The sequence below is a fragment of the Vulcanimicrobium alpinum genome (assembly GCF_027923555.1).
Lineage (GTDB): Bacteria > Vulcanimicrobiota > Vulcanimicrobiia > Vulcanimicrobiales > Vulcanimicrobiaceae > Vulcanimicrobium > Vulcanimicrobium alpinum.
The window spans coordinates 1930742-1945652 of record NZ_AP025523.1 but is presented as its reverse complement, the minus strand read 5'-3'; the positions used below and the strand labels follow the sequence as shown (position 1 = coordinate 1945652).

Annotated in this window: 11 protein-coding genes and 2 pseudogenes; 5 read left to right on the top strand and 8 right to left on the bottom strand. The window is 68.2% G+C overall.

The features are described from left to right. Nucleotides 1-245 precede the first annotated feature (245 nt). The 8 genes and pseudogenes from WPS_RS18210 to WPS_RS09980 form a co-directional block, all read right to left on the bottom strand. A pseudogene (locus tag WPS_RS18210) lies at nt 246-509 on the bottom strand (protein kinase domain-containing protein); the annotation flags it as partial. A 115-nt stretch (nt 510-624) separates the two neighbouring features. After that, nucleotides 625-906, bottom strand: a pseudogene (locus WPS_RS18205) (protein kinase); the annotation flags it as partial. A 120-nt stretch (nt 907-1026) separates the two neighbouring features. Then, nucleotides 1027-1431, bottom strand: a complete 405-nt coding sequence (locus WPS_RS18200) for a 2'-5' RNA ligase family protein (RefSeq protein WP_405054878.1) — start codon at nt 1429-1431, stop codon at nt 1027-1029. Nucleotides 1432-1433: 2 nt separating this feature from the next. Continuing rightward, nucleotides 1434-1562 carry a 2'-5' RNA ligase family protein gene (locus WPS_RS18195; RefSeq protein ID WP_405054877.1) on the bottom strand — a complete coding sequence of 43 codons (129 nt, stop codon included), beginning with the start codon at nt 1560-1562 and terminating at the stop codon, nt 1434-1436. Between the two features lie 443 nt (nt 1563-2005). Further along, a complete protein-coding gene (locus tag WPS_RS09995) occupies nt 2006-2956 on the bottom strand; it encodes a CoB--CoM heterodisulfide reductase iron-sulfur subunit B family protein (protein WP_317994358.1) in 951 nt (316 codons plus the stop codon). Next, a complete protein-coding gene (locus WPS_RS09990) occupies nt 2953-3912 on the bottom strand; it encodes a succinate dehydrogenase/fumarate reductase iron-sulfur subunit (protein WP_317994357.1) in 960 nt (319 codons plus the stop codon). Before WPS_RS09990 ends, WPS_RS09995 begins: the two co-directional genes overlap by 4 nt. Nucleotides 3913-3916: 4 nt before the next feature. Then, nucleotides 3917-5602: an FAD-dependent oxidoreductase gene (locus tag WPS_RS09985; RefSeq protein WP_317994356.1), complete on the bottom strand. Its 1686-nt coding sequence runs from the start codon at nt 5600-5602 to the stop codon at nt 3917-3919. A 142-nt stretch (nt 5603-5744) separates the two neighbouring features. After that, nucleotides 5745-6839 carry a sensor domain-containing diguanylate cyclase gene (locus WPS_RS09980; protein WP_317994355.1) on the bottom strand — a complete coding sequence of 365 codons (1095 nt, stop codon included), beginning with the start codon at nt 6837-6839 and terminating at the stop codon, nt 5745-5747. 113 nt (nt 6840-6952) lie between these two features. Between WPS_RS09980 and dnaE the strand changes: the two genes are divergently transcribed. The 5 genes from dnaE to hisD are packed head-to-tail and all read left to right on the top strand — an operon-like array spanning nt 6953 to nt 14823. Beyond that, nucleotides 6953-10474 carry a DNA polymerase III subunit alpha gene (gene dnaE, locus WPS_RS09975; RefSeq protein ID WP_317994354.1) on the top strand — a complete coding sequence of 1174 codons (3522 nt, stop codon included), beginning with the start codon at nt 6953-6955 and terminating at the stop codon, nt 10472-10474. Continuing rightward, nucleotides 10471-11691, top strand: a complete 1221-nt coding sequence (locus tag WPS_RS09970) for a S41 family peptidase (RefSeq protein WP_317994353.1) — start codon at nt 10471-10473, stop codon at nt 11689-11691. Before dnaE ends, WPS_RS09970 begins: the two co-directional genes overlap by 4 nt. Further along, nucleotides 11688-12899 (top strand): ATP phosphoribosyltransferase regulatory subunit, encoded by a 1212-nt coding sequence (gene hisZ / locus WPS_RS09965; protein ID WP_317994352.1) that lies wholly within the window; start codon nt 11688-11690, stop codon nt 12897-12899. The genes WPS_RS09970 and hisZ overlap by 4 nt, the downstream gene beginning before the upstream one ends. Next, nucleotides 12896-13528 (top strand): ATP phosphoribosyltransferase, encoded by a 633-nt coding sequence (hisG, locus tag WPS_RS09960; RefSeq protein WP_317994351.1) that lies wholly within the window; start codon nt 12896-12898, stop codon nt 13526-13528. Before hisZ ends, hisG begins: the two co-directional genes overlap by 4 nt. Then, on the top strand, nt 13525-14823 hold the full coding sequence (gene hisD / locus WPS_RS09955; protein ID WP_317994350.1) for a histidinol dehydrogenase: 1299 nt from the start codon (nt 13525-13527) through the stop codon (nt 14821-14823). The genes hisG and hisD overlap by 4 nt, the downstream gene beginning before the upstream one ends. The last annotated feature ends 88 nt before the right edge of the window (nt 14824-14911 follow it).

Here is a 14911-nt window from a genome sequence, read left to right as displayed (position 1 = left end):
CGTTCGCGAACAACGCGAGCGGGATGCGGATCGCCGGCTCCGTTACCAGGGCGTGCCGCCGGCGCATCGGATCCTCCGCGAGCGCGGCGTGCCGCACGTGTATGCGGCATGTTCCCAAGACCGGCCGCATCAGCGGCGCGTTGCGGAACTGCTTCGACGGCGGCGAGAGCGACGTCGAGATCGCGGGCGGCGGTGAATCGCTCCGCGGGGTCTTTGCGCAGCAGCCGATGGACGATCGCGGCGAGCTCCGGCGGCATTGCGCGCGACAACGCTTCGCGCGACGGCGTCGGCGCGGTCACGTGTGCGACGGCGCTCGCGATCGGATCGTTTGCGGCGAACGGCAGCGAACCGGTCAGCATTTCGTGCAGCACGACGCCGAGGCTGTACAGATCGGAGGCGGGGGCGAGCGGCAGCCCTTGCGCCTGCTCGGGTGAAAAATACTGCGCGCTCCCGAGCATGCGTCCGGGCTGGGTGAGCGCCAGTTCGTCGCTGCTCTCGAGGCTGGCGATTCCGAAGTCGGCGACTTTCGCGCGTTCGCCGTCCGGCGAGATCAGGATGTTCGACGGTGATGTCGCGATGGAGGATGCCGCGATCGTGGGCTGCCGTCAGCGCCGACGCGATCTGTCGCGCATACACGACGGCACGTCGGGGTTCGAGCGAACCGCATCGGCGCAGCAACGCCGCCAGCGATCCGCCGCCGACGAACTCCATCACGATCGCCGGCCCTTCGTCGACGAGGACGTCGTAGACCGCAACGACGTTCGGGTGGACGAGCGCGGCGGCGGCGCGCGCCTCGACGAGCAGCCGTTCCCGCGCCGGGCCGTCCAAATCGATCCGGGGCGGGAGCGTTTTGACGGCGACGTCGCGCTGCAGCAGCGTATCGTAGGCGCGCGAGACGGTCGCCATCCCGCCCGCTCCGAGCACGCTGCCGATGCGATATCGGGATGCTTCGCCCGGCGTCGATCGCGCTTCCATCCCGCCCGCTGTTCCCACGTTACGCCCGGTTGCTCGCATCGACCGGAGCCGTCAGCGCAGCGGAAAGCGATCGAGGACGTGATAGGTGCTTCCGTGCGGATCGAGGTGCGAAGAGAACAGCGTCAGCGCGCGAGCGTCGATGCTGCTTGCGGGCGGATCGACCGCCGGGAGAGCACCGCCCCGTGCGTTGCGCGCGAGGGTCACATGCGGTTCTACGTGCGCATCGAAGGAAAAGCCGAGCGGCGCAAGCGCCGCCCGAATCGTCTCAACGCGGTGCGTGAAGCCGGCGACCGGATCCGACGGGCCGGCCCAGATGACATGCACGCGGGTGCCGACGGAGAACGTCCCGACGCGGTCGATCGGGACCGCGAACCTGTCGCTGCGCCCGGCTGCCGCGCGGATGCTTTCGGCAACCCATTCGATCAGGGCCGGTGCGACGTCGCCGAGGAATGCCACGGTCAGGTGATAGTTTCCGGCGGCGTCCAGCGTGCTGCGACGCCGCGCTCGCGCAGCTGCGCCGCTGCGCGCGCGCAGGCAGCACGCGTCTCCGCAAGGAGATCGACCGCAACGAACAGCCGCACCGTCACCGCAGACGAACCCCGGCGGCCGGCGCCGCTTTCAACGCATCGAGCGGCCGCGGCGGCGCGCGACTCTCGTTCTCGCGCGAACAGCATGCGGCGACGCGGTGCGTGCATGCGGCAGCCTTTACCAGGGAGTTCGGCCGAATGCCTCGGGGAGTGCGCCAAATGTCGGAAAGGGACGCGCGGCGAGCGCGCGAATCCGAACGCGAAAGGAGTCTGCGTGCCCGACTATATCGCGATCCCGCTTTTTCTCGTCGTCATGTCCGCCGGTCTCGTCGCCTTGATCTACTGGGGTGGATTCGTCGAAGAGAAGCGCAACGGCCGCACCAACTAAAGGCCGGACGGCAGAGCCGGAAAAGACCGCAACGGCGGTCTTTTTTCATGCCTGAAAAAGAACGGGCACCCGGTGAACGGGTGCCCGTTCTCATCACGTCGCGAGGTTCGCGAGATTAGGCGACGTGGGCCGGGGCCAGATCGTGCTCTTGCAGGACGAGGCCCGGCGAGATGATGTGCTTGTTCATCCCCAGCGTCGACGGATCGATGCCGAGTGCGAGGCCGACGAGCTGCGGGAGATGGAAGATCGGGAGGTCGGTCCGGCCCCAGCGCGACACCGCGTCGGCCTGATAGCCGTCGAGCGCGAGGTGACAGAGGGGGCACGGAGTGAGCACCGCTTCGGCGCCCTGGTCCTTCGCCATGCGCATGTTCTGACCGACCATGTTCGCGGCGATGCCGTCTTTCTCGAGCTGGACGTGGAAGCCGCAGCAGCGCGTTTTCCCTGCATAGTCGACTGCTTCGCCGCCGAGCGCGACGATCAGATCCTCGAGCGAGTGCGGGTTGCGAGCCGACTCCCAGCCGTTGACCGACTCCGGCCGGATGATGTGGCAGCCGTAGAACGGCGCGACCTTGAGACCGTTGAGCGGCCGCACGACCATCTTTTTCAGCTCGTCGAGCCCGATGTCGTCGGCGAGCAGCCACAGCAGATGGCGCACCTTCACCGTGCCGTCGTACTTCGCGCCGAACTTGCCGAGGATCGCATTCGCCTGACCCATGTGGCGTTCGTCTTCGAGCAGCTCTTTGTTCGCCGCGCGCATGTGCCCGGTACAGGTCGAGCAGATCGTTATCACGTCGTCGAGGCCGAGCGCCTCGGCCTGCGCGTAGGTGCGCGCGTTGAGCACGCGTGCGACGTCGCGATTCGTGTCGTTGAGCACCGACGCGCCGCAGCATGACGCCGCGGTGAGTTCGACGAGTTCGATGCCGAGCCGGTCGGCGAGGAGCATCGTCGAGTTGAAGAGCTCCTTGCACGACTCTTTTGCGACGCAGCCCGGGAAGAACCCGTACTTGCGCATCTGCGCGGACTTGGATTTGCCCTTGATCGCGGGCTTGTCCATCACCATGGTCATGAGAGCGTCGGAGCCTCCAGGGTATCGAAGATCGTCCGGATCTCGTCGACCTTCGGGACGGGCTTCAGGAAGAGCGGCGGGATCTTGCCGGCCATCGCGAGCCGCAGGCCGAACGGCGCGACCTTCAGCAACCCTTTGATGTTGAAGCGGCCGACGGTCCCTTGAATGACCTCGGTCTCGTGCAGCATCCCGGTCTGCTTGACGGTCTTCGCGACGACGAGCGCGTGACGCGGACCCGGTTCGTCGACCAGGCCCTCTTCGATCGTCGCGCGCTTCACCGCGATGATGTCGTCGTGCGGATCGACGTGCTTCGGACAGTACGAGCACGCGTAGCAGTGCGCGCACAGCCACAAGTAATCATCGCTGATCTGCGCTGCGCGCTCCTTGCGTTTCGAGTCGCGCACGTCTTCGATGAAGCGGTACGCGTACGCGATCGCCGCGGGCCCGGCGAACGCCGGGTCGACGGAGACGACCGGGCACAGCGCGTAGCAGGTCGCGCACATGACGCAGTTCGCGACGGCGACCAGCTTGTGCATGTCCTCGGGCGAGACGCGCCGTTCCGTCGCGTGGTCCGAATCCTTGTCCTTGGGCTGCAGGTACGGCTTGAGGCGCGTGTACTTGTCCCAGAACGGATCCATGTGGACCACGACATCCTTCATGGGCTGGAAGTTCGGCATCGGGTCGATCGCGATCGAGCGGTCGCTCTTGAGCACCGCGGCGACCGGCGTCTTGCATGCCAGGCCCGTCGTGCCGTTGATGTTCATCGAGCACGAGCCGCAGATCGCGGAGCGGCAGGAGCGGCGGAACGTGATCGAGCCGTCGATCTCGGCCTTAGCATGCTCCAGCGCATCGAGGACCGTTACCGTCTCCGGCAATTCGGTGATTTCGACGCGGTCGCGGTGCGGAACTTCGTCGGTCGCTTGATCGAAGCGGAAGATATCCAGGGTGTAGGCCATGTGCTTAATACGTCCGAACTGTCGGCTGCCACTTGGTGATGACGACCTTGCGCGAGTAATCAGGATCCGGGTCTGCCGTGGCGCTCTTATACCGCATCAGCGTGTGCGTCATCCACTTCTCGTCGTCGCGGTCGGGGAAGTCGGTGCGCGCCTGCGCGCCGCGCGACTCCGTGCGGTTGATCGCGCCGAGCATGATCGGCTGCGCGATGTCGGTCAGAAACTCGGTTTCGAGCAGACCGACCAGATCGGTGTTGAACGTCTTCGACTTATCCTGCACGGTCATCGTCGTCGCCATCTCGCGCGCGGTGCGGAGCTTCTCCATCCCGTCGCGCAGTTCGGCGTCGTTGCGGAAGATGAACGCGTGATCGCTCATCGCGTCGTTCACGGCTTTGCGGACGTGGCTGTGGCGCTCGCCGCCGCTGCGCGCGAGGATGCCGTCGATTCGGTCCTGTTCCGCCTTGAGGGTGCGCTCCGAGGACCGGACGTTGCCGACCGATTTGATGTAGTCGGTGGCGTGCTGCGCCGAGCGCGCGCCGAAGACGATCGTTTCGAGTAGCGAGTTGCCGCCGAGACGGTTCGCCCCGTGCACCGAGACGCACGCGCACTCGCCGGCCGCGTACACCCCGGGGATGCGGGTCGCGCCCCACTTGTCCGTCTCGATCCCGCCCATCGCGTAATGCATCCCGGGCAGAATCGGGATCGGCGTATCGATCGCGTCCTTGCCGGTCGCGTCGAGCGCGAGCTCGCGGATCTGCGGCAGGCGCTCGAGGATCTTCTCGCGGCCGAGATGGCGCAGGTCGAGCAGCACGCAGCCGTCGATCCCGCGGCCTTCGAGGATCTCGGTCCACTCCGCGCGGCTGACGACGTCGCGCGAGGCCAGTTCCCCCTTGTTCGGCGCGTACTTGAACATGAAGCGCTCGCCCTCGCTGTTGAGCAGGTACGCGCCTTCACCGCGCGCCGCTTCCGAGAGCAGGACGCCGTTCTCTTTGAGCGAGGTCGGATGGAACTGGACGAACTCCATGTCCATCAGCGGGATCCCGGCGCGGTAGGCGATCGCCATCCCGTCGCCGGTCGAGGCGTAGCCGTTCGTCGTCTTGCGGTAGACGCGGCCGAGACCGCCGGTGGCGAAGATCGTCGCCTTCGCGGTGACGAGTTCGAGTTCGCCGTTGCGCATGTTGTACGCCACGACGCCGCTTCCGATCCCGTCTTCAACGGCGAGCGCGGTCGCGAAATACTCCTCGTATACCTTGACCCCGAAGCGCTCGAGCTGTTCCCACAGCGTGTGCAGGATGACCAAGCCGGTGACGTCGGCGGAATAGCAGGTGCGCGGCGAGCCGGCACCGCCGAACGGACGCTGTGCGATCCGCCCGTCGGGCATGCGGGAGAAGATGCAGCCGCGGTGTTCGAGCCAGATGATCTGGCGCGGCGCGTCTTCGGCCATCGCTTCGATGGAGTCCTGATCGCCGAGGTAGTCGGAACCCTTCGCGCAGTCGAACGCGTGGTTTTCCGGCGAGTCTTCCTCGCGGTTGCCGAGCGCGGCGTTGATGCCGCCTTGCGCTGCACCGGAATGGCTGCGGACCGGGTGCATCTTCGAAACGATCGCGACGTCGGCGCCGCGCTCTGCGGCTTCGACGGCTGCGCGCATCCCGGCCAGACCGCCACCGATCACGACGATGTCGTGCTTGATCACGTGTGCTGTTGTAGCCCCTCGAGGAGTGAGCGGAGGCCGACCTCGGCCTGAACTTTACGATTGTATAAGGAAACCATGCCCCGACGCACCACCTTCGTCGCACGGCGGCGCGGCGCTTGCCGACCGTTGGCCGGGCGTGCGGTCAGGCCGGTTCGGGCGCGAACCGGAAGCGGTTCTTCCCGGCCTGCTTGGCCTCGTACAGCGCCCGGTCGGCGGCGGCGAAGAGGGAGGCGGCATCGGCACCGTGGCGCGGAAAGAGCGCGACGCCCGCCGAGCAGCGCAGCCCGTTGCGCTCCATCGCCGCGTAGAGCCGCCGCAGGACCGCTTCGGCCGCGATGCGGTCGGTCTGGGCCATCACCATCACGAACTCGTCGCCGGCGTAGCGGGCCACGACGTCTCCGCGCCGCGCCCCTGCCAGCAGGTTGGCGGCGAAGGCCCGGAGCGCCTCATCGCCGGCGTGGTGTCCCCGGCCGTCGTTGATGCGCTTGAGGTCGTCGAGGTCGAGGATCAGAAACGCCAGGGGCGCTCCGTAGCGCTCGGCGTTGTGGAGCTCCCGCTCCATCAGCTCGGCGAGGGCGCGACGGTTGGCGAGGCCCGTCAGCGGGTCGGTCCAGGCGAGGCGCTGCGTCTCCTCGAGCAGGCGCTTCGTCTCGCTGTAGAGCCGGGCGTTCTCCATCGCGATCGCCCCTTGGGCGGCGAAGTCGAGGAGCATCCGGAGCTGCATCTCGGAGATTTCCGGCTCGGGCGGCCGGTCGACGTACAGGATGCCCCGGACCGTGTTGCGGCTGATCAGCGGGAGCATGCAGTACGAGCCGTCGGCGTCGGCCAGCGGGCTCTCGCCGTCGTCGGCATGGCCGAAGCTGAAGTCCTGCATCCCGGCGACCATCGCGCCGAAGGTGGCCGAGCGCCGCATCGCCTCGGGATCGGGGCTCGTCAGGACCTCGCCGCCGGCGGCGGTCTCGAGCCGCCGGCTCGCGACGCCTTCGCGTACCTCGAAAAGCACGACGCGCCCGAAGTGCAAGGCCTCGTTGATCCCGCGCAGGACGGTCGCCAGGATGTCGTCGATCTCGAGCGTGGAGTTCATCGTCGAGAAGACCTGCTGCAGGACGAACAGCTCGGCGTTGAGCTGCGCGAACTCGTCGCGCTCGACCTCCAGCAGCGCGAGGCGACGGCGAAGCTCCGCGGCCTCCTCACGGAGCGCGGTCAACTCATCGGGTGCGCGCTCAGGGACGGACACGCGTGGAAAACTTCCGGGACCGGGCGGGGGTTGACGCTCGCAGGGCGTTGCTACGGTTCTCAGGTATTTGGTGAGTTTCCCGCGCCTCTTCGTCCGCCAAGGTTAGCTTTTCGTTGAGTTCGTTCGTTCATCTGCACGTGCACAGCGAGTATTCGCTGCTCGACGGTGCGTGCCGCGTCGATTCGCTCTGTCGCAAGACCGCCGACGAGGGCGCGCCGGGGATCGCGCTGACGGATCACGGGGTCATGTTCGGCGCCGTCGAGTTTCACGACACCGCGAAAAAGCACGGCCTCACGCCGATCATCGGCTGCGAGGCCTACATCGCGCCGCGCGGACGCTTCGACCGCACGGTCCGCGACGAGGCGCACATCACGCTGCTCGCGGCGAGCGACGTCGGCTACAAGAACCTCACCACGCTGATCTCCAAAGGCTTTCTGGAGGGCTACTATTACAAGCCGCGGATCGACATGGATCTGCTGGAGAAGCACAACGAAGGGCTGATCGTCCTCTCGGGGTGCATGTCGTCGCTGGTCTCCGCGCCGCTGCTCAAGAACGACTACGCGACCGCGAAGGGCAACGCCAAGATATTCTCCGACATCTTCGGCGACCGGTTCTACATCGAGATCATGCGGCACGGGATGCCCGAAGAGGACGCGATCAACAACGGGCTGATCACGCTCGCGCGCGAGCTCGCGCTTCCGCTCGTCGCGACGAACGACTCGCATTACCTCACGCAGGGCGATGCGCAGGCGCACGACGTGCTCTTGTGCATCGGCACCGGGAAGACCGTCCAGGACACCAGCCGGATGAAGTTCTTTTCCGATCAGTTCTACGTCAAGTCCGCCCAGGAGATGCGCGAGCTCTTCGCCGACGTCCCGGAGGCCTGCGACAACACGCTCGAGATCGCCCGGCGCATCGACATCACGATCCCGGAGAAGGTGTTCTACCTGCCGGACTATCCGGTGCCGAAGACGCCGGCGGAGGACGTCGCCGGCGTCCTCGCCGTAAAAGCCCAGGCCGAGACGCTTGCCGGCGCGTTCGACCCCGATCGCGAGATCGCGATGTCGGCGGAAGACTACCTGCGCCTGGTCTGCGAGCGCGGGCTCGTCGAACGCTACGGCGCGGAACGCGCCGCGAGCGACGCGGCGCTGCGCGAGCGGCTCGAGTACGAGCTCGGCGTGATCCTCTCGATGGGCTTCGCCTCGTACTTCCTCATCGTGTGGGACTTCATCAAGTACGCGCGCGACAGCGACATCCCGGTGGGGCCGGGGCGCGGTTCGGCGGTTGGGTCGCTGGTGTCGTACTGCCTGCGCATCACCGACCTCGATCCGATCAAATTCGGCTTGATCTTCGAGCGGTTCCTGAACCCCGAGCGCATCTCGATGCCCGATATCGACACCGATTTCTGCGTCGAGCGCCGCGACGAAGTGATCCGCTACGTCACCGAAAAATACGGCAAGGACCGCGTCGCGCAGATCGTCACGTTCGGCACGATGGCGGCGCGTGCTGCGGTCCGCGACGCGGGCCGGGCGCTGGGCGTTCCGCTCCCCGACGTCGACCGCGTCGCGAAGCTGATCCCCTCGGGGCCGGGCGGTCTCACCATCCCACAGGCGCTCGAGCAGATCCCGGAGCTGGGCGTTCTCTACAATCACGATCCGCAGATCCGCAAACTGCTCGACACGGCGAAGTCGATCGAAGGGCTCGCGCGCAACGCGTCGACGCACGCCGCCGGCGTCGTGATCTCGAAGAACCCGCTCACCGACCACGTTCCGCTGGTGAAGATCGGCGACGACGGCATCAACACGCAGTACGAGATGTCGATGGTCGAGCGCGTCGGTCTGCTGAAGATGGACTTCCTCGGCCTGCGCAACCTCACCGTGATGAAGGCCGCCTCGGACGAGATCAAACGCACGGTCAACCCGGCATTCGACTTGGCGACGATCCCCGACGACGACGCGAAGACGTACGAGATGCTCGGCCGCGGCGAGACGCTCGGCGTCTTCCAGATGGAATCCGACGGGATGACGCGCGTCAGCGTCGATCTCAAGCCGTCGCGGCTCGAAGACATCATCGCGCTCGTCGCGCTCTACCGGCCGGGGCCGATGGAGTGGATTCCGCAATACGTCGCGGTGAAGCACGGCCGCACGAAGCCGACCTACGTCCATCCGAAGCTCGAAGCGATCCTCGGCGACACGCACGGGATCGCGATGTATCAAGAGTCGATCATGCAGATCGTGCGCGAGTGCGCCGGCTTCAGCCTGGGCCAAGCCGACGAACTGCGCAAGGTGGTCGGCAAGAAGCAGAAAGACAAGATCCCGGTCTACAAGGAAAAGTTCGTCCGGGGCTGTGCCGACAACGGGATCGGCGCCGACGTCGCCGAGAAGATCTTCGCGTTCATCGAGCCGTTCGCGGGCTACGGCTTCAACAAGGCGCACGCGACCGCGTACGGCTGGATCGCGTACCAGACGGCGTACCTCAAGGCGAACTATCCCCTGCAGTACTTCGCCGCACTGATGTCGTCGGTGCGCGACAAGACCGACAAGCTCGTCGAGTACATCGACGAGGCGAAGAAAATGGGAATCGCCGTCCTCCCGCCGGACGTCAACGCGTCGCTGGTCGAGTTCGCAGTCGTCGGCGACGAGATCCGCTTCGGTCTCGCCGCGATCAAGGGCGTCGGCGAAAACGCGGTGCGCGCGGTGCTCGACGCGCGCGAACTCGGCGGCCCGTTCAGCGATCTGTTCGATCTGGTCCAGCGGGTCGACGTCAAGGCGGTGAACCGCAAGGTCTACGAAGCGCTGATCAAGTGCGGCGCGCTCGATCCGCTCCCGGGCAACCGCGCGCAGCTGCTCGACGCCCTCGACGGCGCGCTCGAGGCCGCGTCGCGCGAAGCGCGCGACCGCGAACTCGGGCAGGCGTCGCTCTTCGGGATGATCGAGGAGCCGCATCCGTCGCTCAAGCCGTCGCTGCGGCCGCTTCCGGCGCCCTCGACGATGGAACAGCTCGGCTGGGAGAAGGAGACGCTGGGGATCTTCGTCTCCGGACACCCGCTCGCCGACGTCTCCGAGGCGCTTGCGCGCACCGGCGCCGTCCCCGTGCGCGACCTGCGCGGCTTCGACGACGACGCGCAAGTCAAGGTGGCCGGGCTGGTGACGGCCGTGCGCCGCACGCTGACGAAGGCGCAGTCGCAAATGCTGATCGCGACGGTGGAAGACACCACGGGCGCGATCGAGTGCGTCGTCTTTCCCAAGCAATACGCCGACCTGCAGGCACGGTTCATCGAAGACGGGATCGTGGTGATCACCGGTCGTTTGCGGTTGCGCGAGCGCCGCGGTGCGACGCCCGGCGAGGAAGCGCCGGTCGAACTGAACGTCTCGGTGAACGACGTGCAGCCGTTCGATCGCAGCGCGGCGCGCGCCGCCGCGCCAGCGCCCGCCGCGGGCTGGCACGTCACCGTGTCGTCGCGCGAGCAGATCGACGGCTTGGCGACGCTGATCTCCGAGTGGTCCGGAACGACGCCGCTGGTGCTGCACATCAACGGTTCGACGGTCCGCCGCAGCGTCGCGGGTGACCGGCGCGTCGGCGAACGGCTCGCCGCGATCGTCGGCGCGCGCAACGTGAGCGAAGGGTCGCCGTGAAACCGCTGGCGGTCGCCGTCGCCGCGTGCGCGGTCGCCGCGGCGACGCCGTGCGCCGCCGACGCTCCCGGCCTCGACGCCGCGCGGATCGGCGCGGCGATCCGCGCCGGCGCGCAGGCGCACTTCGGTTTTTGGGATTCCGCGCGGCACGCCGCGTTCAGCGCCGCGTGGCGCCGGTACCGCGCGACGGCGTCGCGCTTGGGCGACCGCGACGCGGTCGATCTCGAAGCGATCCGGCTCGTCGCCGCGCTGCGCAACGGCCGGACGTGGTTCGCCGATCCGGCGTTCGAGGCGAATCGCCGCTGGCGGCTGCCGTTCGCGCTGCGCTACGCCGACGGCGTGTGGTTCGCGGCGGAAAGCCGCAGCGCGGCGATCCCCGACGGCGCGGTGCTGCGTGAAATCGACGGCGTTCCGGCGGAACGGTTCTTCTCCGCGCATCGCGATCTGCTGTTCGCTTCGTCGGAGGCGCAGGCGCGCACGCTGCTCGATGCCGAGATGCACCGCGTCGATTCCGACGCCCGCGCGCCGCGTCTGCTCTTCGACGACGACCGCGAGTTCGTCCCCGCCGTCCCGGCGAACGAGACGGCTCCGGCTCGCGTGACGTTTCGCTGGCTCTCCCTCGACCGCGTCGGCTACATCGTGATTCCGAGCTTTGCCGATCCCGCCGACGAGCGCGACGCACTCAACGCGGTGAAGCACTTCATCGCCGCCGACGCGATCGTCGTCGACGTGCGCGGCAACGACGGCGGCGCGACGCCGGTCGACCTGCTTGAGCTGATCACCGATCGCGTCCTGCCGTGGTGGCGCGAGTCGACGAACGCGCCGAAGCCGGCGCGCAGGCCGATCGTCGACGGTCACATCCCCCCGGCCGACGGTCACTATCGCGGCCGCGTCGTGATCGTCGCCGACGAGCGCTGCGCGTCGTCGTGCGAAGACTTCGTGATGCCGCTGGTCGCCTCGCAACGGGCGCGATTCGTCGGCGCGCGGACCTACGGTAGCGCCGGCGATCCCTATGTCGCGCGGCTCGACGGCGGGATCACGCTGGCGTTCGGGAGCATCCGCGCCGCGCTCCCCGGCGGCGCGGCGGTCGAAGGCGTCGGGATTCCGCCGACCGACCCGGTCGCGCTGCACCTCGCCGACGTGCGCGCGCACGCCGATGCGCAGCTCGAACGCGCTGTCGCGATCGCGGAGCGGCCGCAGGTGAGCAGCGCGCGATGAGGCTCCCTGCCGGCGTACGCGACTGGCTGCCGCACGAACTCGCGCGTAAACGCGAGATCGAGCAGCAGATGCGCGCGGTGTTCGGCCGCTGGGCCTACGAAGAGGTGCAGTCGCCGATCGTCGAGCGCTTCGACGTGCTCGAGCGGGGTCTGGGCGAAGAGACGACCGAACTGCTCTTCCAGTTCAACGATCGCCGCTCGACGGCGCTGGCGCTGCGCCCCGAGATGACGACGCCGATCGCGCGGATGGTCTCGACGCGGATGCGCGAAGCGCCGCTGCCGCTGCGGCTCGCGTACGTCGCGCCGGTGTTCCGCTACTACGAGCAGCCGCAGGAAGGCCGCATGCGCGAACTCACGCAGGCGGGGACCGAGCTGATCGGCGCTGCCGGGATCGACGCCGACGCCGAGTCGCTGTTCATGGCGATCGAAGCGCTCGCGGAGATCGGCATCGTGGACGCGCGTTTCGATATGAACGACGCTCGCATCGTCGACGGCGTCGTCGCCGCGGTCGGGCTCGACGGCGACGGCGCGCGCGAAGCGAAGCATCACATCAAACAGCGCAACCTGGTCGCGCTGCACCGCTTCGAGCGCCCGGAACTGCTGACGTTCGCGCTGCGGCGCGGCGGCGTCGACGCGATCGAGGCGGTGCGGCCGCTCTGCCGCACCGACGCGTCGCGCGCCGGCCTTGAGGCGATGTCGGCCCTGCTCGCGCGCGCCGCGGCGCTGGGATACGGCGACCGCGTCGCGGTCGATTTCGCGCTGCTCCGCGATCTCGACTACTACACCGGTTTTCAGTTTGAAGGATACGTCGAGGAGATCGGCTTCTCGCTGTGCGGCGGCGGGCGCTACGACTCGCTGCTCCCGAAGTTCGGCTTCGACGTCCCGGCCGTCGGCTGGACCGCGGGCGTCGAACGGCTGCTGATCGCGCTCGAACGGCGCGGCAAGCACGTCCAGCGCCGCCGCCACCGGATCGACGTCCTGGTCGCCGGTTCCGACGTCGTCGCCGCGCGCGAACGCGCCGCTGGGAACGTCGTGCGTTATGCGGGATCGCACCTCGACGACGAGGCGCTCGTCGCCGAAGCGCGCGCATATGACATCCCGCGGATCGTGATCGCCGTGAACGGGGCGGTGCGCGAACTGCGGGTCGGTCCTCGGCGCGCCGCGGAGCTGCCGGAGCTGCGCACGCCGTCCAACTGGGACGCACGATGATCGATCACCTCACCATCGCCGTTCCCAAGGGCGCGCTGTTTCCCGACGCGGCCATGCGCCTGCGCGCAGCGGGGGTCGATGTCCCCGACGACGTCGGACGCAAGCTCACCGTCACCACGGCCGACGGGACGACGCTGCTGTTCCTGCGTCCCACCGACGTCCCGGCGTACGTCGAGTTCGGCTCGGCCGACTGCGGGATCGTCGGCAAAGACGTGCTGTGGGAGACCGACCGCAACGTCGCGGAGCTCACCGATCTGGGTTTCGGCTACTGCCGGCTCGTCGTCGCCGGCCGGCGCATCGACCGCTATCACGAAGGTGCGCCGCTGCCGACGTTCCTGCGCGTGGCGACGAAGTTCGTCAACTCCGCCGAATCGTTTTTTGCCGAACGCGATCTCCCGGTCGAATTGATCCCCCTGCACGGCTCCGTCGAGTTGGCACCGCTGGTCGGTCTTGCCGATCTGATCGTCGACCTCGTCGCGACCGGCACGACGCTGCGCGAGCACGATCTCGTGGTCGTCGAAGAGATCGCCGAGAGCACGGCGCGCTTCGTCGTCAATCCGGTGCGCTTTCGCGCGAAGTACGCTGCGATCACGGCGCTGCTCGAACGCCTGGCGAGCGTCCCCGCGTGATCGTCGTCGACGCGGGCGACCGCATCGCGCTGCGCGGGCTCTTCGCCGGCGGCTGGGATCCGCCGGCCCCGATCGTCGCGGCGGTGCGTGCGATCCTCGACGACGTGCGCGCGCGCGGCGACGACGCGCTCGTCGAGTACACGCGCCGGTGGGATTTCGCGGACGCCGCGCTCGCCTCGCTGCGCGTCGCGATCCCGGCGCGCAAGCACGCGCGCACGCTGGTTCCGGAGCAGATCGCCGCCGGTCTCGAATTGGCGAAGGAGCGGATCGCCGAGTTCCATGCGCGTCAGCTCCCCGATGCGATCGACTATTACGCGCACGACATGACGCGCTATGCCTTTCTGTCCCGGCCGCTCGGCGGGATCGGCGCATACGTTCCCGGCGGGACGGCGACGCTGCCGTCCACGGTGCTGATGACCGTCGTTCCCGCCAAGGTCGCCGGCGTCGAGCGCGTCGTCGTCGTGACGCCGCCGCAGGCCGGCGGTCACGTCGATCCGGCGGTGCTCTATGCGTGCGCGCTCACCGAAGTCGACGAACTCTACGCCGTCGGCGGCGCGCAGGCCGTCGCCGCGCTCGCCTACGGCACCGCGACGATCGCGCCGGTCGACAAGATCGTCGGACCCGGCAACGTCTACGTCACCGAGGCGAAGCGGCAGGTCTACGGGATCTGCGGGATCGACGGCCTGGCCGGCCCCTCGGAAGTGCTCGTCGTCGCCGACGAGCGCGCGAAGCCCGAACTCGTCGCCGGCGAACTGGTCGCGCAGGCGGAACACGACCCGCTCGCGCGCGTCGCGGCCGTCTCGCGCGAGCGTGCGCTGCTCGAGGCGGTCGCGGCGCTGCTGGACGGACCGTTCGGCCGGGCGTCCGGGCGTGACGACGTCGTCGCGCGCGTCCTCGCCGAACGCACCTGGCTCGTTCACGCGCACAGCGACGCGCAGATGCACGACGTGATCGAACGCTTCGCCCCCGAACATCTCTCGCTGATGGTCGCCGACCCGTGGAGCTGGATCGCGAAGATTCGACGCGCCGGCGCCATCTTCGTCGGCGACGAGACGCCGGTCGCGGCCGGCGACTACATCGCGGGGACGAATCACACGCTCCCGACCAGCGGCGCCGCGCGCTTCTCTTCAGGGCTGCATACCGCCGACTATCTGCGCACCATGACCGTCGTCGAGAACTCGCGCGAACGGATGCTCAACGACGCAACGCTGCTGGCGGCGCTCGCGGACTTCGAGGGACTGCCCGCCCACGCACGCACCGCGCGCCTGCGCGCCGGCGACCACCCGTCACGCTGAGCTTTTGTCGAAGCGCAGCCGCCTTCGTGCACGACCGAGAACTGCGCTTCGACGAGCTCAGCCGGACGCCCGAAGGGGACGGTATCGT